25 protein-coding genes are annotated in these 18,329 nt (G+C 44.1%); 11 read left to right on the top strand and 14 right to left on the bottom strand.

The genetic code is table 11. The features are described from left to right. Positions 1–17 precede the first annotated feature (17 nt). On the bottom strand, positions 18–542 hold the full coding sequence (locus QUA83_RS27895) for a hypothetical protein (protein ID WP_333297274.1): 525 nt from the start codon (positions 540–542) through the stop codon (positions 18–20). Positions 543–722: 180 nt separating this feature from the next. Between QUA83_RS27895 and QUA83_RS27890 the strand changes: the two genes are divergently transcribed. The 4 genes from QUA83_RS27890 (at position 723) to QUA83_RS27875 (ending at position 3,158) form a co-directional block, all read left to right on the top strand. Further along, positions 723–1,601 (top strand): ABC transporter ATP-binding protein, encoded by an 879-nt coding sequence (locus QUA83_RS27890; RefSeq protein ID WP_333297271.1) that lies wholly within the window; start codon positions 723–725, stop codon positions 1,599–1,601. Continuing rightward, a complete protein-coding gene (locus tag QUA83_RS27885) occupies positions 1,598–2,374 on the top strand; it encodes a hypothetical protein (protein ID WP_333297269.1) in 777 nt (258 codons plus the stop codon). Before QUA83_RS27890 ends, QUA83_RS27885 begins: the two co-directional genes overlap by 4 nt. 37 nt (positions 2,375–2,411) lie before the next feature. Next, complete coding sequence (locus QUA83_RS27880; RefSeq protein ID WP_333297268.1) at positions 2,412–2,804, top strand: hypothetical protein; 393 nt, start codon at positions 2,412–2,414, stop codon at positions 2,802–2,804. Between the two features lie 66 nt (positions 2,805–2,870). Beyond that, positions 2,871–3,158, top strand: coding sequence for a hypothetical protein (locus QUA83_RS27875; protein WP_333297267.1), 288 nt, complete (start codon positions 2,871–2,873; stop codon positions 3,156–3,158). A 38-nt stretch (positions 3,159–3,196) separates the two neighbouring features. On the opposite strand, the gene QUA83_RS27870 is transcribed toward QUA83_RS27875, so the two are convergent. From QUA83_RS27870 to QUA83_RS27855, 4 genes are all read right to left on the bottom strand, one after another. Then, complete coding sequence (locus QUA83_RS27870; RefSeq protein WP_333297266.1) at positions 3,197–3,469, bottom strand: hypothetical protein; 273 nt, start codon at positions 3,467–3,469, stop codon at positions 3,197–3,199. A gap of 162 nt (positions 3,470–3,631) precedes the next feature. Then, positions 3,632–3,967, bottom strand: a complete 336-nt coding sequence (locus QUA83_RS27865) for a XisI protein (protein ID WP_333297265.1) — start codon at positions 3,965–3,967, stop codon at positions 3,632–3,634. After that, entirely contained in the window at positions 3,955–4,371 is a 417-nt protein-coding gene (locus tag QUA83_RS27860) for a XisH family protein (protein ID WP_333297263.1), read from the bottom strand. Before QUA83_RS27860 ends, QUA83_RS27865 begins: the two co-directional genes overlap by 13 nt. Positions 4,372–4,455: 84 nt before the next feature. Beyond that, the gene (locus QUA83_RS27855; RefSeq protein WP_333297262.1) at positions 4,456–4,728 is read right to left on the bottom strand and encodes a helix-turn-helix transcriptional regulator; all 273 of its coding nucleotides are present in this window, start codon (positions 4,726–4,728) and stop codon (positions 4,456–4,458) included. An 86-nt stretch (positions 4,729–4,814) separates the two neighbouring features. Here QUA83_RS27855 and QUA83_RS27850 point away from each other — a divergent pair, with 86 nt between their 5' ends. Further along, positions 4,815–5,060, top strand: coding sequence for a hypothetical protein (locus QUA83_RS27850; protein ID WP_333297261.1), 246 nt, complete (start codon positions 4,815–4,817; stop codon positions 5,058–5,060). A gap of 78 nt (positions 5,061–5,138) precedes the next feature. Here QUA83_RS27850 and ilvA read toward each other — a convergent pair whose 3' ends face one another. Continuing rightward, positions 5,139–6,671 carry a threonine ammonia-lyase, biosynthetic gene (ilvA, locus tag QUA83_RS27845; protein ID WP_333297275.1) on the bottom strand — a complete coding sequence of 511 codons (1,533 nt, stop codon included), beginning with the start codon at positions 6,669–6,671 and terminating at the stop codon, positions 5,139–5,141. 279 nt (positions 6,672–6,950) lie between these two features. Here ilvA and QUA83_RS27840 point away from each other — a divergent pair, with 279 nt between their 5' ends. Next, positions 6,951–7,505, top strand: coding sequence for a GNAT family N-acetyltransferase (locus QUA83_RS27840; RefSeq protein WP_333297260.1), 555 nt, complete (start codon positions 6,951–6,953; stop codon positions 7,503–7,505). Between the two features lie 91 nt (positions 7,506–7,596). On the opposite strand, the gene QUA83_RS27835 is transcribed toward QUA83_RS27840, so the two are convergent. The 5 genes from QUA83_RS27835 to QUA83_RS27815 form a co-directional block, all read right to left on the bottom strand. Further along, the gene (locus tag QUA83_RS27835; protein ID WP_333297258.1) at positions 7,597–8,166 is read right to left on the bottom strand and encodes a hypothetical protein; all 570 of its coding nucleotides are present in this window, start codon (positions 8,164–8,166) and stop codon (positions 7,597–7,599) included. Between the two features lie 188 nt (positions 8,167–8,354). After that, on the bottom strand, positions 8,355–9,212 hold the full coding sequence (locus tag QUA83_RS27830) for a bifunctional class I SAM-dependent methyltransferase/HIT family protein (RefSeq protein ID WP_333297257.1): 858 nt from the start codon (positions 9,210–9,212) through the stop codon (positions 8,355–8,357). Between the two features lie 109 nt (positions 9,213–9,321). Then, a complete protein-coding gene (locus tag QUA83_RS27825; protein ID WP_333297255.1) occupies positions 9,322–10,920 on the bottom strand; it encodes an Hsp70 family protein in 1,599 nt (532 codons plus the stop codon). A 20-nt stretch (positions 10,921–10,940) separates the two neighbouring features. After that, a complete protein-coding gene (locus tag QUA83_RS27820) occupies positions 10,941–11,723 on the bottom strand; it encodes an XRE family transcriptional regulator (protein WP_333297254.1) in 783 nt (260 codons plus the stop codon). Between the two features lie 11 nt (positions 11,724–11,734). Continuing rightward, positions 11,735–11,947, bottom strand: a complete 213-nt coding sequence (locus QUA83_RS27815) for a DUF2997 domain-containing protein (protein ID WP_333247728.1) — start codon at positions 11,945–11,947, stop codon at positions 11,735–11,737. Positions 11,948–12,029: 82 nt separating this feature from the next. Between QUA83_RS27815 and QUA83_RS27810 the strand changes: the two genes are divergently transcribed. Next, entirely contained in the window at positions 12,030–13,052 is a 1,023-nt protein-coding gene (locus QUA83_RS27810; protein ID WP_333297253.1) for a low specificity L-threonine aldolase, read from the top strand. A gap of 200 nt (positions 13,053–13,252) precedes the next feature. On the opposite strand, the gene QUA83_RS27805 is transcribed toward QUA83_RS27810, so the two are convergent. Both QUA83_RS27805 and QUA83_RS27800 read right to left on the bottom strand, forming a co-directional pair. Beyond that, positions 13,253–13,651, bottom strand: coding sequence for a DUF4112 domain-containing protein (locus tag QUA83_RS27805; RefSeq protein ID WP_333297251.1), 399 nt, complete (start codon positions 13,649–13,651; stop codon positions 13,253–13,255). 70 nt (positions 13,652–13,721) lie between these two features. After that, complete coding sequence (locus QUA83_RS27800) at positions 13,722–14,060, bottom strand: winged helix-turn-helix transcriptional regulator (RefSeq protein WP_015177415.1); 339 nt, start codon at positions 14,058–14,060, stop codon at positions 13,722–13,724. Between the two features lie 147 nt (positions 14,061–14,207). Here QUA83_RS27800 and QUA83_RS27795 point away from each other — a divergent pair, with 147 nt between their 5' ends. Further along, entirely contained in the window at positions 14,208–14,444 is a 237-nt protein-coding gene (locus QUA83_RS27795; protein ID WP_333052739.1) for a CDGSH iron-sulfur domain-containing protein, read from the top strand. 215 nt (positions 14,445–14,659) lie between these two features. Next, complete coding sequence (locus QUA83_RS27790; protein ID WP_333297250.1) at positions 14,660–15,358, top strand: pirin family protein; 699 nt, start codon at positions 14,660–14,662, stop codon at positions 15,356–15,358. A gap of 109 nt (positions 15,359–15,467) precedes the next feature. Here the strand turns inward: QUA83_RS27790 and QUA83_RS27785 are convergent, their stop codons facing one another. Beyond that, positions 15,468–15,815 carry a DUF2442 domain-containing protein gene (locus tag QUA83_RS27785; protein ID WP_333297248.1) on the bottom strand — a complete coding sequence of 116 codons (348 nt, stop codon included), beginning with the start codon at positions 15,813–15,815 and terminating at the stop codon, positions 15,468–15,470. Positions 15,816–16,004: 189 nt separating this feature from the next. Between QUA83_RS27785 and QUA83_RS27780 the strand changes: the two genes are divergently transcribed. Together QUA83_RS27780 and QUA83_RS27775 are read left to right on the top strand one after the other, a co-directional pair. Next, a complete protein-coding gene (locus tag QUA83_RS27780; RefSeq protein ID WP_333297245.1) occupies positions 16,005–16,211 on the top strand; it encodes a hypothetical protein in 207 nt (68 codons plus the stop codon). 164 nt (positions 16,212–16,375) lie between these two features. Further along, complete coding sequence (locus QUA83_RS27775) at positions 16,376–18,022, top strand: WD40 domain-containing protein (protein WP_333297244.1); 1,647 nt, start codon at positions 16,376–16,378, stop codon at positions 18,020–18,022. Positions 18,023–18,329 lie beyond the last annotated feature (307 nt).

The following is an 18,329-nucleotide window of genomic DNA, read 5'->3' as shown; positions in this document are numbered from 1 at the left end:
AACATCGTTGTGCTTATTTAAATTTCGCTTTGGCCTGAATAGTATTTATACTCATTACATATTTGAGATGCTCCCGTTTGCCGCTGACTTTCATCTGGGGTAAGAGTAGAAGGATTAGGACAATTGTTAATGTAGCTAATTGTGTTACTATTTTTAAAAGTATTTTTATTACCAAAATTTATATTATGATTTATTTGCCTTTCTATAACGGATTCAAGATTACTTTTTTTTACTTGTTCGCCAAACACTTCAGATAACATTTGTAAAAGTTCGTGACTAGCCTTTTTAACGTGCTGGGAACTATAACCATAAGTTTCTGCAACGTCAGCATATTTTTTATTTTTCAGTATTCCCGCGATAATCTTCCGCTGCAAGTTGTTTAGATGTTTGCCTGTCTTGGCGCAGACAGCTTCATCGACAAATTGCAATATCTGAGGACTGTCCATAGGTGAGATGGTGAGATAGGTATGGTTACTATACCAAACTTTTTCCAACTTTTTCCAACTTTTTGAGCTTCGCATCCTAATTTTAGGAAGTTCCAACTTTTTCCCACTTTTTTCCCTTTACATTTTTTGTGCGATCGGTCTACTGTAGGAACAGTGTTTTAATATTCAATCTCAAAGTGTAACTCTGTAAGTCGCCCAAAAATCTGCTACTTCACCATTTTGTAGGATTTGGGTAGAGTCTGTGAGCAATATACATTTAGCGAGTAAACAGTATTGATGCAACCAAACTTTTTGACTGACTCACCTCTAAGCCAACAGCCATTATTTGAGTTAAAAAATGTTACATTTAGCTATGCTAACAGCCAGAATCAGCTTTTAGATAATGTTTCATTAAGCTTGTTCCCGGGTGAGAATATTGGTCTAATTGGAGAAAATGGCTGCGGTAAATCTACAATTATCAAACTATTGCTAGGATTATGCTTTCCTAACAACGGAACAGTAAATTTATTTGGAAGGAAAGTTTTATGGGGCAATAATTACCCCCAGCTAGGCTACATAGGCGATCCCTCTTATTACCCTGGAGAGTTAGGCTTGCCAACGGGGATTTTAGTTAAAGAGCTTGTGCAAATTTTTAAGTCTCTATGCCAGCAAGAAAAGGAGCTAAAAGACTTATCTTACCGGGAAATTGAAGAACGGCTACAGATTCCTAGCTTTTATGAATCTGATGTTAGCAAGCTATCCAAAGGACAACGGATTAGACTGATGGCATTTTTAGCTTTGGCTAAGAAACCACAGTTACTAATTGCAGATGAAGCAACAGAAGGATTAGACAAAGAAGGTAAAAAAATTGTATTGTCAGAAGTTCAACGACTTGCTAATTGTCATCAAGCAGGGATTTTATGGATTTCTCACCGACGGGATGAAGTCGCTAGGTTAACAGATAAAGTTTATGAGCTGTTTCAAGGTAAACTACATGAACAAGAGCGGCAAGGTTTTGATTGTCAAATAGAGACTGATTCTATTAACGCCGAGGCTAAAAAATATTTTAATCTCTCCAAAGATGGGGCTTTTCAAGCTTTGGAAGACATCTTTACAGATTCATCAATCCATAAATTCCAGATGACAGGGGTTCTCCAAAAGAGGGAAAGTTTATGATCGATTTAAACAAGGCATGGGTGATGGTTAAGCCAGAAATAATAAAATTGCTCAAGTCATATCATTTGCTAATTTTATTAGTAGGAGGAATAATTATTGCAACATTGCCTTTTAGTTGGGATGGAGAACAACTAACATTTTTTAATATCCCTTTAGAGGGATATCAGGGAGCCAGAGAAACAGTCTATATCAATCTTCTCCATGAATTGTTTTCATGGGCTTGGATTGGTATAGCCTTTTATGTATTTTCTGGGTTACTGTTACCCTTGGGAGATAGTTTTTCAGTAAGCCAGTTAGTCTGGCTGCGGCTTACTCCTTGCTCTCCTTGGGAGATTGCTGCTGCTAGAGCAATCAGGGTAATTGCTTATGGAGTTTGGCTGGGTGCTTTAGCGTTAATTTGGGTGTTAGTAACTTCCCTATATCATCATATTTACCCTGCCAATTTACTTTTAGATGTTTTGGGTTTAGTTAGTTATATCATATTCGCCGGAGGTATGATTGCACTCTTAGATTTTGACCTAGCATTTGACTACTTTTCAAAAAGGGTTATCGCCGTTGTTGCTTTATTTTTTCCGTCTCTGCTAGACTTGGTAAAATTAGGTATAGATAACTTAATAGATGCTCAATATGCTAGATTTTTTCCTTTCACGCATCCCTTTGCTAGAGTTACGTCAGAGAATTTATATCATTTTGGAGTAGCAGGTCTTTTAGGCTTGTTTTTCCTCGGATTCCATATATTCAGTAAACTGAAATATCGAACAGTAAAAAACTAGGCTATTGAGATAATCACATTACAAGGAGCTAATTATCATGCAATACAAAAAACAGAGAAAAACAAGTTGGTGGCTCATCCTTCTATTTATCCCTCTGCTAGTGGGATGTAACCCTGTTACTACTGAACTGTTCTTAAAATTAGAGGCTTATGTAGGAGATGCTTTACTTGGAACAGTAGTTGGACCAACGATAGAAATTATTTTTGACCAAGTAATCTCTTATATATCACCTCATACCAAGCCTTATCCTGACAATCCATTAAGAGGACGCTATACTGGTGACTTTACCTTCAAAAAAGAAGATCCAAATTGTAAAGATGTCCATACAGAAAAACAACCTGAAATGGTGAGAAAGTCAATTAAGGATCAATGGCAGCCAGTACCAGCAGTTAAAGATAGAACCAAGCAGTTTTTTGAAAATCATTGTTAAAGCAGACAAAGCAATGATAATTTCTATCCAATCCACCATAATTTAATCAAAGAGGAGACAATAAAAATGAAAAAGACGCTTTTTAAAATTATGAGTGTAGGAGTTATAGTTTTGAGTGTCTTGTTCTTCGCATTTGGCTTGATGAAGTTAGCTCGCGCCCAAGAACCACCAAAAGCTCCAACTATAGAAAGTGGAATTCCTGGTGTTGAAGTAGTTCAGCCTTTGCCAATAAATACTAATCAGGCTCAATATATTATTGTCAGTTCTCTAGCAACTCTAGGGTTAGGAGTTGCGGGGTTTGTAGTTTCTTCGAGAATAACTGAAGCGAGTCAAAATGGAGAAGCACAAGACTAGGCAGAAATAATCGCGGGTATCCAACGTGGGCTAATCGCCTATCTCTCGGCTTCTAAACCCGACAATAAATCAGTCAAACCTACATTTTCATTTTCCATAATCGTTGCAATCCGATCGATTAGTTGGGGAACTTGAGGTTGTTTGGGAGCAAGTACAATTAGATTACCTATTTGGAGTAGCACCAGCATATCTCCCTGATTAACATTGAAAGAATCTTGTAATAACTGGGGAATGCTAATTTCCCCTCCCTGTCCTAGAATAATCGGGAATTGTTTAATTTCTACATCCGTTTCTTGTGAAGTTATTGTCACGACTTTAACCTCAGCCTTTAGTGTTAAGTTTCTCAGGCTACTTATTATAGCAAGTTTTAGGCGGTGTAGGTTTTTAGCGATCGCCCTAACCAGAAAACCCAAGCGCGATCGCCCGCAACACTTTACAATCTAAAAAAAACATTGCCACCTTCTTGGCTATGGCTAAGCCACCCCAAAGCCCGTATATTCGCGCACATACGGCGCTTGAAATCCCAAAATAATATCCTCCTTTGCCACACCCATAGCCGCCAACTCGTGCGCCACTCGCATCTCCGTTGTATTCTGCTGCAACCAAATCTTGCCATCCTTAATATCCAAATGCAGCACGCATCCATACACCCGCCGATGCCCATCCCAACCAACATTCGTCACCTGATAATGATCCCGCTGCGTATCAAAAAGAGTTTGGGATTCGATCGCACCATTGGAGATCGGAGTTGCCACATATTCAGTCAATAATGCTTGAATCCACTGACGATACTGCTCTAGCTTATCCATTGCACAATCACCTCATTCACTGGATCGTAAACAATGCGGTTAACTTGATGCCGCTCTACCGAGATTTGCAAAAACTCCCGCTGAAAAAAAGCTTCGTGCACTGCAACAGGAACTGCTAAATAAAGCTTGCGATCGGGTTCCTTAAGTTCTAAAGCAAGCCGATAATTCAGAAACTGTCCTAATGCCGCGTGATAATCCGTAATCGGGGAATCACCCAAAAATGTTTTGATTTCAACGGCGATTTTCTCTCCTTCCCGTTCTGCTGCCAGTAAGCGCTCTGCACCCAAATCAATTTCAAACTTTGCTCCACCTGTTTCCACCTTCAGCGGATCGTCGGTAATCACCCAATTCTCTTTCTGAAGGGCAATCTTAACAGATTCATGAAACAGGTCTCGTGCTGCCATTTTTCCCTTTTTTACACTTCAACTTTATTGTACTTCCCATCGCGTCTATCTGGAAAAGTTCGATCGACCTTCTGAACAATAAGTCTATTCTGTGTTTGTAGATCGATCGACCTCACCCTCACCCTCATCCTCCAAAATCTCACCCAAATAGCGCTGCACAAACTCCCGCGCTGCATCTATATCGAGCAACTTTAACGCCACAACCATCTTCACAAGCGTGTCTCCAGTTGGATCTATCAACTCATTAAACCAACGATAGACAACAGAATTTCGCACACCCATTGCGCTCGCCAATTTGTTTTGGCTAATGCCATAGGTGTTCAGCACATCTCTCAAAACTCGACCAGCTTTTCCCATGCACCCCATGATGCCAAGGGATGCCCCAACCGTAAATAACTACACATATGTAGTTATTGGTGGATTTTGAAGATGAGGACTTCCCAATGGCTAAAGACTTTCTAACCGAACCGCCCAACGACATCCAACAAGAGGCAGCTCCCACGGACGATCGAGAAAACCGGGAACCCGTGCGTATCATGGTTGTTGGCTCCCGCCAAGGCATAACCGCCGTAGTAAATTGGCTGGTGCGACTAGGTTTTGCCCAAATGGCAGACTGGAGCGACTGGCAGCGTGCACCGAATACGGGCCAGTGGATGCGCGTGCTGACAAAATGGTTGCAGAAGAATTGAGGCAACTGACGAGTAGGGCGATCGCATTTCATAAACCTGATGTTTGGGAATCGTGCGATCGCCCTTTCCCAAAAAACCCTATCTCAAAAACAACTTATACGCCGGATTTTGACTCTCATCCCCATACTGATAGCCCAGCGTATCCAAAAAAGCCTGCCATTCCTGCATCTCATCGGGCGGTACTTGAATTCCCACCACAATTCGCCCGTAATCTGCGCCGTTATTTCGATAGTGAAAAACGCTGATATTCCAGTTAGGACTCATCGAACCGACAAACTTCATCAACGCACCAGGACGTTCGGGAAATTCAAAGCGATAAAACAATTCATGATCTGCCAGCATCGAACGCCCGCCCACCATATGCCGCACGTGCAATTTCGTTAATTCATCATCAGTTAAATCCAAAGTCTTGAAGCCACAATCTTCAAAACTTGCCGCTATTTTTACCGCATCGGCACGGTTTTGAATTTGTACACCGATAAAAATATGTGCCTCTTTCTCATCCGCAATTCGATAGCTAAATTCAGTTAAATTGCGCTTCCCCAGACACTCGCAAAACTTGCGGAGACTGCCAGCTTGTTCGGGAATTGTGACTGCAAAAATGGCTTCGCGGTGTTCGCCAAACTCGGCTCTTTCTGCTACAAAACGCAGCCGATCGAAATTCATGTTCGCGCCGCAAGCCACAGCAATTAATGTTTCTCCTGCGATTTGTTCGCGTTCGACGTAAGCTTTCGCACCTGCGATCGCCAAAGCGCCAGCAGGTTCTAAGATCGATCGCGTATCTTCAAAAACATCCTTAATCGCCGCGCAAACATCATCCGTATCCACCAAAATAATCTCATCCACATACTCCTGACACAACCGAAAAGTTTCCTCCCCCACTTCCCGCACAGCAACGCCGTCAGCAAATAAACCCACCTGCGACAAACGCACCCGTTTACCAGCTTTCAGTGATTGATTCATTGCATCGGAATCCACTGGTTCGACGCCAATAATCTTAATTTCCGGCCGCAACCGCTTGACATAAGCCCCAATTCCCGAAATCAATCCGCCGCCACCAATTGCCACAAAAATCGCGTGAATTGGTTTTTGATGTTGCCGCAGAATTTCCATGCCGATCGTACCCTGTCCAGCAATCACGTAGGGGTCATCAAAAGGGTGAATAAAAGTCATACCTTTTTCCGCCTCTAATTGACGCGCAAAAGCGTAAGCATCGTCGTAGGTATCCCCATGCAAGACTACCTCTCCACCACGGGATATCACCGCATTTACCTTCACCTGCGGCGTTGTTACGGGCATGACTATGATCGCGCGAGTTCCCAGGTGGCGGGCGGCGAGGGCGACTCCTTGGGCGTGGTTGCCGGCGGAAGCTGCGATGACACCTTGTGCTAGCAAATCCGGCGACAGTTGCGCCATTTTGTTGTACGCACCCCGCAGTTTGAAGGAAAACACCGACTGCATATCCTCTCGCTTCAGCAAAAGTTTATTGTTGAGCCGTGCTGATAGATTCGGGGCGCATTCTAAGGCTGTTTCTTGAGCAACATCGTAGACGCGGGCGGTGAGGATTTGTACTAGGTAATCGCAAAGCATGGGGTTAGCAGGTTGGTTGATGCCAGATGGTGGGTTAATTGTACGGCACTTGTGTTAGTATTTTGCGGGGAATTGGCGATCCTCTTCGAGGGCTTTCCTTCGGATCGCTTCGCTAACACTAACGGGCGATTCCCTGCGAGATAGCTTCGCTTCACACAAGTTTTCAATAATAACTTTTCCCTTTGGGAACATAAGGAGCGTGAAGACTATTAATAATATTTCGTTTTTGCCGTTTCCCAGGTTATAAAACCAGGTTTGTGAGCGTATTAGTCCGTAATCCTTGATTTAGTATGTAAATTCATGAACGTACAAATTACAGATTTGCGTGCGGTTGACGAGCCAAAAATTCAACAGGTAGCTAGATTAATACTTGAAGGTTTTAAAGAGCATTGGCCCGATGCTTGGCCCGATCTAAATTCTGCTTTGCAAGAAGTCCAAGAATCTTTAGCAGCCGATCGCATCAGTCGAATTGCTGTCGGCGACAGCAATCAAGTTTTGGGATGGATTGGCGGGATTAAACAGTATGACGGTAATGTTTGGGAACTGCACCCGCTGGTAGTGAGAACAGAATTTCGCGGACAAGGAATTGGTCGATCGCTCGTAGCTGATTTAGCAACAGAAGCTAAAAACCGGGGAGGGCTCGTGCTGTGGGTGGGCACCGACGACGAAGACAATCAAACAACTCTTTCAGGCATCAATCTTTATCCTAACGTTTGGGAACACATCGCCAAAATTAGAAATTTGCGCGGTCATCCCTACGAATTTTATCAAAAAATGGGTTTTGCGATCGTCGGAGTGATGCCCGACGCCAACGGAATTGGCAAGCCAGATATTTTCATGGCCAAGCGGTTGTAAAGTTTAATGTTGGTTCTAAATTTACTGACTGGTGGCTTGCCAATCCAACACTTAGCAAAATTAGTGGTTGAAAGTTTCCCAGAAAATCGGTCTAGTCTGGACGTGCGAACCCCGTTCGAGGGTCGCTGATAAACAAACCCAGAACTAACGAATCCATCACCGTATCCCAGACAGGAGTCAAACGTTCAGCATCATCTACCCAATAGTCAAAAGTAATCAAACACTGAACATTAGAACCCAATCCAATACAGATTCGCGAATAAGCTTCCCGCTGTTCAGGAGGGTCGATAAACTTAAATTCAGTCCAAACAATGCGGGCAGTTTGCCGCTTCAATTGGATAATGTCCCCAGGAGCGATCGGATTTCGCGTATCATCTTCAACCAGCTTCTGTAATAACGGCACCAGCGGAAAATCTGCCCAGTTATTAGGTGGTAGCAAATTAAACGAAACCTCCAAACGACAATCATCATCCGGCGGCTTTTTATCCGTAAATCGGAACGAGTTAGTATCCGGTTCAAAATGCCAATCTTCCGGCACATCAAAGCGGACTGCACCTCTTCCTGCTACAAAAATTCGAGTTCCAGGCTTTGACTTCCAATTGTGGTTTTCTTTGAGTTCTAAAGTTTCCTTGAGCCATTCTTGCTTTTTGCGCTTAGACATAAACAGAACACCAAATTGCTGCTAATGTGTAGTTTTAGACCTTGCAAACACATTTTAACTCTATTTTGCTCGCGGTTTGCTCAAATATAACAATCCTTACAAAAATTATGAATTCCTCTCTTCTCTATTCCTCTGTGTTCTCTGCGCCTCTGCGGTAAAAAAGAATTCCTTTCACAATTGGCTAACTTTTATTTTTCACTCTTGGGAATCACAGACCTAATTCCCCCTTTATTTCCAGCCGCATCGCCATTGTAACGCGGGATAACATGAATAGCCGCGTGACTGCGACTTTGACCAGCCTGTTTATTAATATTAATTCCCACATTAAAACCGTCTGGCTGAAACTCTTTACTTAACATTTTTTGCACATTATTAGCCATAAACCAGCAAGCCGATTGCTCTCGAAAAGGCAGTTCAAAATAATTAGCAACGTGACGTTTGGGGATGATTAAAACATGACCTTTGCTGGCGGGATAACCGTCAAACATCGCATAAGCTGTTGCTGATTCAGTTAGCAAAATTAGGTTTTTATACGGATTGCAAAATATGCAGTGATTAGTTGAATTCCTTTGATGGTTGTAATGCACGTATTTGTAAATTTCGCAAGACTCATCTAGGTGAACTGGCTTAAACGGAAGTTTGACAATGCACTGATATGTAGGTTTTTTGTGGACATAATGTTCTCGAAAGCCTTCTTTTTTGATATCCCTTCTCACCGCAAAATACGCATTCCCTCCCGGTTTCAACAGGTGCGACACTTCCATCAGGACATTAGTTTGTTCTTCAGGAAACAAAACATTCAAAACATAAAAACAAATGATTGTGTCGAATTTATCTTCGGGGAACTCCGGGAAATAATAAGGGTCATAACCCGTAATATCGAAGCCTTTTTGTTGCAACAATCTAACATCGCTGCCGAAGCCGCAGCCAAAATCTAAGACTTTGCCTTGCAGCAAGTTTTTATCCAATAAAAATCTTGCCGGAAATGACAGATAAATTCTTTCGATTGCCGTCAAGTGGCTGAATTTATTTTGTTGCTTTTTCATGGCGGCATAAATTTGATTTAAATAAATATTCTTCCCTCCGCGCACCACGCGGACGAGAGTTTGTGGAGTACCGATTTCAAGATCCGAATGTTATCTAAAAATTTTACCATTATTGCAGTTTGGCGATCGCCCCTTTTTCCACCAACACCTTACCAGTCACCAAATCCCGCACCGTCGCCAACAAAACCCGCCTCTCATCCACCTCAAAACTCACCGAAACCCTATCAATTCCCAATACCCCAGGCGGGTTCAAATGCGCCACACAAACCTGCTGGTGGTGGCTGTCCAAAGAGCGAAAATCCGTCTGTTTGTTGAGCCAACTGCTCGTCATTTGCCCTTTTTCGTTAAAAATAACCTCCGCTTGCGATACCTCCGCAACTTCTCCAATATCTAACCGAATTTCCCTTTGCCCTTCAATTGCCACTTGCAGCGTCAACTCTTCGGAACTTTGACAGGGATACTTCATTTCCTTGCTAAATATCGGCGAATAAGCATAAGCTTTAGCATAAGGTTCCCAAAGGCGAATTGCATAGCTGTGGCGCAAATAATCATCAACACTCGCTAATTGTGTCAACGCTAAAGCACCGTGTGCCACTGCTTCAAAAGGCTTGTCTCTTTGGACTTTTTGCCGCCCAAAATACGAAACCACTAAATTAGATACAGCCGGAATTAGAGAAGTTCCTCCTACCAGCAAAACCTGTTCGATATCTGCTTTGCTGATACCTTTTCCCTGTGCAATACTCAGAACTTCATCTAAACTTTCCCGCAACTGTTCTAACAACTGCCTAGATTCCAGAATTTCCTCAAGCTTGTCTCGGTTTAGCTGCAAGTCGTAAGACATAAAATTTTCATCGTCAAACCAGCTTTCCTTCGCCTCATTAACTTGAGAAACTTGAATTTTTAATTTTTCCGCTATTTCTAATAAATTTTGCCAGCCAACTGGGCCGACTTCTGCCCGCGACGAACCAATTTGCCGCAAATAATCTTCGACAATCCAGATGTCAATATCTTCGCCGCCTACATAAGCATCGGATTTTGCCAATACTTCGCCACGCACCCCCCCCAGCCCGCCCTTGGTAAGGGGGGGTAAGGGGGGGGTAAGAGCAGTGCGGACTAAACTTAAATCTAAAGTTCCGCCGCCAAAATCAACTACTAAAACTAGAGAACCGGGGCGTTTTACTGCATATCCCAGGGCGGCGGCTGTGGATTCATCTATTACCTGAACTTCCGCAACTCCCAAATTTTCTCCTAAGTCGCGAAACCAATCTAGATATCGCTCAAATGCTCCAACGGGGACTGTAAAAATTACTTTGTTGGGCTGTATATTTTGTAAATATAATTGTTTCCAAATAGTTTTTATAAACTGTTCTGCTACTGATTCGGCTGTGTAGGTTTCGCCGTCGATATTGCGGGGCGGCGGCTGAAAGTCGGCAGCTAAATTGCGTTTAAAAGCTTGGAAAAAGCGGTCGGGCTGGGATTGTCCCAAACGCTGCGATCGCACTTTTTCTCCCAACACCAACTCTCCGGCATTCTTCACAAACACTAAAGTCGGCACTACAGATACTTCTCGCACATCTCCGCTCGAATTCTTAGTTTTAAAAATGCGGGACATCTCGCCCAATCTCAAAGTTTCTGGTGTTTGCGTATCCGGGTTAAGAATGCAGACAACCGTATTGCTGGTGCCGAAGTCAATGGCAACTGTAGTCATGTTAATTTTAGATTTTAAATTTAATTTTTCATTCCTGCTGGCAGGGTGCGGCTAACTTTAGCAGGAGTAAGAATTCGCTCTCCCTCCCGATAGCCGACAAACCGAATATAAACTAATTCTCCTTCGGTTATATCCTCAACATCCGGCTGGTGCAACTGCGGATTGTAAGCAGTTTGTTCCCACGCAGAACCGATTGTTTGAAAATCCCAGCTTGACAAGAGATTTTCTAAGGGAGTAAACAAAGCTGAGAGATTTTTGGCGGGCATATCCGGCTTGGCTTCTGCCATTTTGCGGGCGGCGGGATAGTTGGTTAACAAAGTTTGCAACTGTTCAAAGGTAGCGCGGCGAAAATCGGCAGTTAGTTGAGCTTTTTGCTGCTGCAATTCTTCTCGCAGCCGGAAACACTGCTGCCTCAATTCTTCAATTTCGGTGGGATTAGTTGTGATTGTAGCCGACATTGGCAGCGCGCTCAAAGTGCGATCGAACTCTTGGAAATTCAAATTCAGCACTGTTGCCAGCCGCCTCAGTTGGTCTAGCGTGAGTTTTCCCACGTCTCCCTGCCGCACTAAGCGCACCCCAAAGCGACTTAAGCCTGCTTTTTCGCCTAAATCTTGCCAATCGAGAATGTCTAGCTGATTCATGCGTTCCCGCAGAATTGTATCGTACTTAAACTCGATCGCATCTCCCGCCTCAGATGCAGCATAAAGATAGACTAAAATTAGAAAAATGCCCCCGATAGCCAGCGCGAAGCTGAAGGCAGGCAGTGTTGTTACATCAACTGTTGCACCGAGGATATCAAACATCTTTAACTCTTCTAAACTTGTTTTAAAGTCTGCGTTTGTTCAACGCTCAAATTTTCTTCGCCTTCGTAGTATTCTGGCAGCAAGTCTTGAGATTCTACTTTTCCGAGAGCTTTTTCAATTCCGGCGGTGGTTTCGGTGCAACTTGAACCGGTGGCGTTGAGGACGGTTTCGGTAATTTTGCCGTCTTTGCCGATGCGGTATTCTATTTGACGGTACTCTGCCATAATTGTGCCTCTTGGTTTAATGCTTGAGTGTTGACTGCTGAGGGTTGAGTTATATTATAGATTCTATTTACCAATTATTCTAATGAATTTTTGTAGCGACAATGCAACCGGGGTTTCGCCGGAAATTATGGCGGCGATTACAGCGGCTAATTGCGGTGCTGTGATGTCTTACGGAGATGATGAATATACACAGCGTTTGCAAGTTAAATTTTCGGATTTGTTCGAGACATCGGTGACTGTTTTTCCTGTAGCAACTGGTTCTGCTGCTAATGCGCTAGCCCTTGCGGTTGTCACTCCTCCTTACGGTGCTGTTTACTGTCACGCCGAATCTCATATTAATCTAGATGAATGTGGCGCGCCGGAGTTTTTTACAGGCGGTGCAAAGTTAGTGACAGTAACAGGAAATCATGGAAAAATAGAGGCAGAGACTTTAGGAAAAATGCTCGATCGCGCTGGTGCAGGTGTCGTCCATCACGTACAGCCCGCAGCCGTCAGCATCACTCAAGCAACGGAAGCCGGCACAGTCTACAATCCAGCGGAAATTTCCCACATTTCGGAAGTAGTTCGCGCCCACAATTTGCACCTGCACATGGATGGAGCTCGCTTTGCCAATGCTGTCGCCAGTCTTGGCTGTTCTCCTGCTGATATCACTTGGCGTGCCGGTGTAGATATTCTCTCGTTTGGAGCGACAAAAAACGGCGCGATGGCTGCGGAAGCTGTGGTATTTTTTAATCAAGAATTAGCAAAGACTTTCCCTTTTTACCGCAAACGCAGCGGGCATCTTTTCTCAAAAATGCGGTTTTTGTCGGCGCAGTTGGAAGCGTATATAACGAATGATTTGTGGCTGAAGAATGCGGCTCATGCAAATAATATGGCAGCCAAATTAGCCGCAGGTTTGGCGGTAGTTGAGGGAGCGAAGTTTTGCCATCGAGTTGAAGCCAATGAGATTTTTATTCAACTTCCCGAATCGGTAATTACAGCGGTTTTAGCTGAGGGTTTTCAGTTTTATCGGTGGGATGAATGTACTGTTAGACTGGTAACGGCTTTTAATACTCTGGAAGCGGATGTTATTGCTTTGGTGGAAGCGGTTAAACGCCATCAGTAATTATTTCGTAAGGGCGGAGTTTACGAATAATATCAGACGAGTACCAACAATCTAGAACAACCCGTTCCCCACAACATACAACCCGCATCAACATTAAATTTGGATCAAATGCGGAAAATGTACATTGTGATTTCTCGTTGGGTGGGGGCGGGTTTGAGAGATTGTTGGTTATTTACAATTATTGTGCCTGAAACCCGCGCCTACATTTTAATAGGTTCAGGAATAGGTTCTGCAACTGCGGCTAGTTCGGGTTCAACTTCTTCGAGGTGTGCTTCTAAAAGCGCCAGATTTCTCATGTTGGATTTATAAAAAGCATCGAAGATATCTCCGACTAAAGGTACTGATCCCACAACGGCTTCTAGACCGATATTGTAAATCATTTTGCCTAGAGTTTTTTGGGGGATGTTGAATCGAGTTGCTAAATAAATCAGGTAGGCGGAAAACGCGGTATCTACGATATCCCCAGCACCCGGAACTAAACCGATAATGGGGTCTAAACCAATGCGAAATTTAGTGCCGGGGATGCCAATGGCGGTATCCATCAGGCGGCTGAGTTTGCGGATGCGGTTGAGGGTGGCGAGACGCTCTATGTTGTTCATATTATTATTCTTGAACTAGCTGGAAAATTTGAAATCTGTCGGAAGACGGAAAAAACCATCTAGAAACAGTTCATTTTCCATCTTCGCTAATATGCTGAATTCCCCATTCGTGCATGGCATTAATAATCGGTTTGAGACTTTCGCCCAAAGGCGTTAGCGAATATTCAACTTTTGGCGGCACTTGCAGGTAAATTTCCCGGTGCACAATCCCGTCTGATTCCATTTCGCGCAGTTGCTGCGTCAGCATCTTCTGAGTAATGCCATTGACAGCTCGTTGCAGCTCGTTAAAGCGCTTCACTCCTGGAAACAACTCCCGCAGAATCAAGACTTTCCAGCGCCCGCCTATCACCTCTAGAGTGCGTTCTACAGGGCAATTTGCTCGATCGACTTTTACTTCTTGGACTTGCATAGTATCTTTTTGGTAACTACCCTACTTTTAAGTGCGTACTTCCCATAATAGCTTGACTCGGTTTAAAGTAGAAACATCGCAGAAATCAAACAAACTAAACCAATAAATATATTCCTGCATCTGGCATCAATCAAAAAGGAGAACACGATGAGCCAACCTGTGATTGCTGATAACAAACCCGCCGTTATGGAACTTGAACCCGGTACTTACTACTGGTGCACCTGCGGTCAAGCTAAGAATCAGCCTTTTTGTGACGGTTCCCATAAAGGTAGCGAATTTGTGCCGCTAGCTTTTGAAGTAACTGAGAAAAAAACTGTGGCGATGTGCAACTGCAAGTCTACCGCAAATTCTCCTTTTTGCGACGGCGCTCATAGCAAACTTTAAAGGCAGCAATAATCAAGGAGAAACCAATCGTGCATCAACCGCTTTGGGTTTCATTTGACAACCAAATAGGACTTAGGCATCAATACCAAAGAAACCCGGTTTTTCACCGATATTAAAGCTGCGATGCACTACGCTCCTAAAAAAAACCAGTTTCTACGTCCAGGGCTGCTAAACAAACACCACAATTTTCAGGATTTTTAAATTAGGAGGAGAAGATGATTACCGTTAGAAAAAGTGAAGCAAGAGGACACGCAAATCACGGTTGGCTGGACAGTTACCACACATTTTCTTTTGCCGGCTATTACGATCCAAATTATATGAATTTTCGCTCTTTGCGGGTAATTAATGAGGATGTGGTTAGCCCCGGCAGAGGTTTCGGCACTCACGGCCACAGCGACATGGAAATCATTACTTATGTATTAGAAGGAGCATTAGAACACAAGGACAGTTTGGGTACCGGTGCAGTGATTAAACCCGGTGAAGTGCAGCGGATGAGCGCAGGTACGGGTATCCAGCACAGCGAGTTCAATAACTCGCAAACCGACCCAGTTCACTTGCTGCAAATCTGGCTTTTACCTGATACAAAAGGCTTGCAACCGAGTTACGAACAGCGGGAGTTTCCCCTAGCAGAAAGGCGCGGAAAACTGCGCTTAGTGGCGGCACGAGATGCGAGAGATGGTGCTGTGAAAGTGCATCAAGATGTTGATTTGTATGCGGCTGTTTTGGATAAAGATTCGCGGGTTTCTCATGCTTTGCAGCCGAATCGCCATGCTTGGGTGCAAGTTGCTCGCGGCTCGGTTTTGCTCAACGGTTTGACTTTAGAAAATGGCGACGCTGCGGCTGTTAGCGGTGAGTCTGAATTGGCGATTGAAGCTAGGGCAGATGCTGAATTTTTGCTGTTTGATTTAGCATAATATTGAATGCGAAATCCCCGATTTATTGGACAAGTCGGGGATTTTAAATTGCTCGGCGGTTGAAACCGCTACTACAAAAACTAAGTTCGGGCAACGCGAGACTAAGAAATTAATCAGCCATCCAAGATTTTGTCCCAAAAATACCTGCTAGAAGTTCGGGAATTCCCAAATCAACATCTAAGCTTTCCCAGTGTACGCTACTACCGGAAGGCGGTAGCCAAACATCAGCCAACTGTTCTGGTGAAGCGCCTTCTAAGCGTTGTGCAAGGCTTGGAGGAAAACAGAAAATAGCACCGTTTTTTAGTTCGATCACTATTAAATCTTCAGACTGATTGTAATACACGGATTCGGCGCGGGGTTCTGTAGCCTCAGCGTTTTTCCATGCTTGCTTGGCTTTGGTTATTTGCTCTCGGAGATTTTCCTCTGTTAACTCTTTGTCCCAGTTGCTAAATACCATGTATTTCTTGCCATCGGTTTTGTTAAGTTTGGATACTTGATTATTGCTGCATGGAATTGTGTTAAGCGGACTGTGAAGGAGATGATACTTAATAATGGGTTACTACTTAGGAAATAAGTAAATAGGAGGAAGAAACTAACTTTTATGTGTGCTATTTCTGGTAAGGGTAAATGTTTAGGATAAATTTTTATGGAACAACAGCCGATCGCCCGAAAGCATCTTGTTTGGAGCCTCATCACTGGTTTAGCAGTCGGCGCGATCGCAGGCGCACCCCTCGGCTGGATGGCTAATGGGGAATATTCCGAGCAGCGTATGGCTAAATTTATCGTTTGCCAACAAAAAAATAGAGATAAGCCAGTTGCTATGGTTGAGTCTATTTGTGGTTCCCAATTCTAAATTTTTCTGCTAGCCAGAGGGCTGTGTCAAATATCTTGAGGCTTGTGCGAATGTCGAAAGTTCGATCGTCGCGCAGGCGTTTTGGCGTTGTCAACCCTGAATATGCCACAAACCGGATAACTTTTCCGTCTGTTGATATGTGGGTATGTTAAATTTACACAATAATGAATTACAGCAGAACAATTCCGGCTATTTTGAGTGCTACGATCGCCCTGAGTTCGATCGCCCTCATCCCACTCACATCACCTCAAATTGCCCTCGCATTAACCGCCGACAAAGTTAAAACCGTTGCCCAACAAATTACTGTTCGCATCCAGGGGGCAAAAGGCGGTTCAGGAGTAATTTTAGAGAAACAAGGCAGCACATACTATATTCTCACAAACTGGCACGTTGTCGATAAACCCGGCGATTACGAGGTCGTAACTCCCGACGGCAAAGCTCACTCTGTATCATACAGCCTCGTGCGGCGAATGCCCGGTGCGGATTTGGCGATCGTGCCCTTCAGCAGCACTCAAAGCTACCCCCTAGCTCAATTAGCCAATTCCGCAGCAACTAAGGGAAACAAGGCTTATGTGGCGGGCTGGCCGATATCCGGCGGTTCTCTGAGACAGCCGATTTTCATCGCCACGGAAGGTCAGCTCACCGGCCGCCAAACTCCCTGGAACGGCTATACTTTGGTCTACAACAACTTAGTGAGAGCGGGCATGAGTGGGGGGCCGGTGCTCGATGACGCGGGGCGACTTGTCGCAATTAACGGCATTGTCAGGTTAGAGGACAACTCTGATAAAATCGTGGCGGCGGGAATAGAAATTAATACTTTCATGAAATGGCGATCGACTATTTCCCTGCCAGTAGTTCCCCAATCTCCTACTGCCGGAAACCCGAAAACTCCGGCGAGTAATGCGCCACGCACGCCCGCAATTGCGATCGCCTTTGCTGCTACAAATACTCTCAAAGGGCCTTCCGAAGTAGTCAGTTCCCTTGCCTTAGCTTCAGCTTATTTTACTACAGGAAATAGCAACGGCACAATCTCAGTTTGGAATTTTCCCAGCGGGCAATTAAAAACTACCCTGCAAGGTCACACGGAATCCGTAAACGCACTGGCCGCGAGTGCGGATGGCAAGGTGTTAGCTAGCGGCAGCGACGACAAAAATGTGAAAATTTGGAATTTAGAAACTGGCGCGGTTGTACGCACTTTGAGCGGACATTCCAATGCAGTTTCGAGCGTTGCCGTTAGTCCTGATGGTCAATTTGTAGCCAGCGGTAGTTGGGACAAAACGATTAAGATTTGGAACGCTAAAACGGGGGAGTTGCTGCGGACTTTAACAGGGCATTCGGGGTTGGTGAATGCTGTTGCAATTAGTCCTGACAACAAAACTTTAGCTAGTGGCAGTAAAGACGGTTCAATTAGGTTGTGGAATTTAGCTACAGGTCAAGCAATTCGCACGATTAGCGGCAAAAACTTGGCTGTTTTGTCGCTAGCTTTTACTCCCGACGGCAAGAGTTTAGCTGCGGGAAATAGCAATGGCACTGTTGGGTTGTGGAATGCCGGAAACGGGCAATTAATTAGGCGTTTGAGCGGGCATACCGACGGGGTTTGGTCGGTGGCTTTCAGTCGGGATGGCACTACGCTGGTTACTGGGAGTTGGGATAAGAGTGTGAGACTTTGGGATGTGCGATCGGGCGAATTGAGAGGTAATTTGAGCGGGCATTCTGGCTATGTTAGTGCTGTAGCGATTAGCGCCGATGGCAAGACTATTGTTAGTGCGGGTTGGTTGGGGGAAATTAAGATTTGGAAAAGGGGGAATTGAGAGGGCGAGCGAATGTGCAGCGATCGCTATTATACGTCGCGAATATATGAGCGATGGCTATTTTAATAACGCGATTAAGTTGGTTCTCTAAAACGTTCTATTCCTTCACGCATAATATTTGCGACTGGATGATCTATCAATTGAATCAATGTTTCAACAGCCATCCCTTTCATTGCACTCAGTAGTCGCTGTTTAAAAGTAGGGTTACTTTCTATTATTTGAAGAGCTTCTGGGAGCATCCCGATTTTGTAAATATCCCAATAAATGATATAATTTTACATTTTTTAAACCAACGGCTTCCCCAAAA

It is taken from the genome of Microcoleus sp. K1-B1 (assembly GCF_036704705.1).
In the GTDB taxonomy this organism is placed as follows: Bacteria; Cyanobacteriota; Cyanobacteriia; order Cyanobacteriales; family Microcoleaceae; genus Microcoleus.
The sequence above is the reverse complement of the archived record's forward strand: the minus strand, read 5'-3'. Positions and strand labels throughout refer to the sequence as shown.

Bases quoted from the DNA above. Each gene is read 5' to 3' on its own strand.
- QUA83_RS27890 (WP_333297271.1), top strand. From the start codon at position 723: ATGCAACCAAACTTTTTGACTGACTCACCTCTAAGCCAACAGCCATTA.
- QUA83_RS27885 (WP_333297269.1), top strand. From the start codon at position 1,598: ATGATCGATTTAAACAAGGCATGGGTGATGGTTAAGCCAGAAATAATA.
- QUA83_RS27880 (WP_333297268.1), top strand. From the start codon at position 2,412: ATGCAATACAAAAAACAGAGAAAAACAAGTTGGTGGCTCATCCTTCTA.
- QUA83_RS27875 (WP_333297267.1), top strand. From the start codon at position 2,871: ATGAAAAAGACGCTTTTTAAAATTATGAGTGTAGGAGTTATAGTTTTG.
- QUA83_RS27865 (WP_333297265.1), bottom strand. From the start codon at position 3,967: ATGGATAAGCTAGAGCAGTATCGTCAGTGGATTCAAGCATTATTGACT.
- QUA83_RS27860 (WP_333297263.1), bottom strand. From the start codon at position 4,371: ATGGCAGCACGAGACCTGTTTCATGAATCTGTTAAGATTGCCCTTCAG.
- QUA83_RS27855 (WP_333297262.1), bottom strand. From the start codon at position 4,728: ATGGGAAAAGCTGGTCGAGTTTTGAGAGATGTGCTGAACACCTATGGC.
- QUA83_RS27850 (WP_333297261.1), top strand. From the start codon at position 4,815: ATGGCTAAAGACTTTCTAACCGAACCGCCCAACGACATCCAACAAGAG.
- QUA83_RS27840 (WP_333297260.1), top strand. From the start codon at position 6,951: ATGAACGTACAAATTACAGATTTGCGTGCGGTTGACGAGCCAAAAATT.
- QUA83_RS27835 (WP_333297258.1), bottom strand. From the start codon at position 8,166: ATGTCTAAGCGCAAAAAGCAAGAATGGCTCAAGGAAACTTTAGAACTC.
- QUA83_RS27830 (WP_333297257.1), bottom strand. From the start codon at position 9,212: ATGAAAAAGCAACAAAATAAATTCAGCCACTTGACGGCAATCGAAAGA.
- QUA83_RS27825 (WP_333297255.1), bottom strand. From the start codon at position 10,920: ATGACTACAGTTGCCATTGACTTCGGCACCAGCAATACGGTTGTCTGC.
- QUA83_RS27820 (WP_333297254.1), bottom strand. From the start codon at position 11,723: ATGTTTGATATCCTCGGTGCAACAGTTGATGTAACAACACTGCCTGCC.
- QUA83_RS27815 (WP_333247728.1), bottom strand. From the start codon at position 11,947: ATGGCAGAGTACCGTCAAATAGAATACCGCATCGGCAAAGACGGCAAA.
- QUA83_RS27810 (WP_333297253.1), top strand. From the start codon at position 12,030: ATGAATTTTTGTAGCGACAATGCAACCGGGGTTTCGCCGGAAATTATG.
- QUA83_RS27805 (WP_333297251.1), bottom strand. From the start codon at position 13,651: ATGAACAACATAGAGCGTCTCGCCACCCTCAACCGCATCCGCAAACTC.
- QUA83_RS27800 (WP_015177415.1), bottom strand. From the start codon at position 14,060: ATGCAAGTCCAAGAAGTAAAAGTCGATCGAGCAAATTGCCCTGTAGAA.
- QUA83_RS27795 (WP_333052739.1), top strand. From the start codon at position 14,208: ATGAGCCAACCTGTGATTGCTGATAACAAACCCGCCGTTATGGAACTT.
- QUA83_RS27790 (WP_333297250.1), top strand. From the start codon at position 14,660: ATGATTACCGTTAGAAAAAGTGAAGCAAGAGGACACGCAAATCACGGT.
- QUA83_RS27785 (WP_333297248.1), bottom strand. From the start codon at position 15,815: ATGGTATTTAGCAACTGGGACAAAGAGTTAACAGAGGAAAATCTCCGA.
- QUA83_RS27780 (WP_333297245.1), top strand. From the start codon at position 16,005: ATGGAACAACAGCCGATCGCCCGAAAGCATCTTGTTTGGAGCCTCATC.
- QUA83_RS27775 (WP_333297244.1), top strand. From the start codon at position 16,376: ATGAATTACAGCAGAACAATTCCGGCTATTTTGAGTGCTACGATCGCC.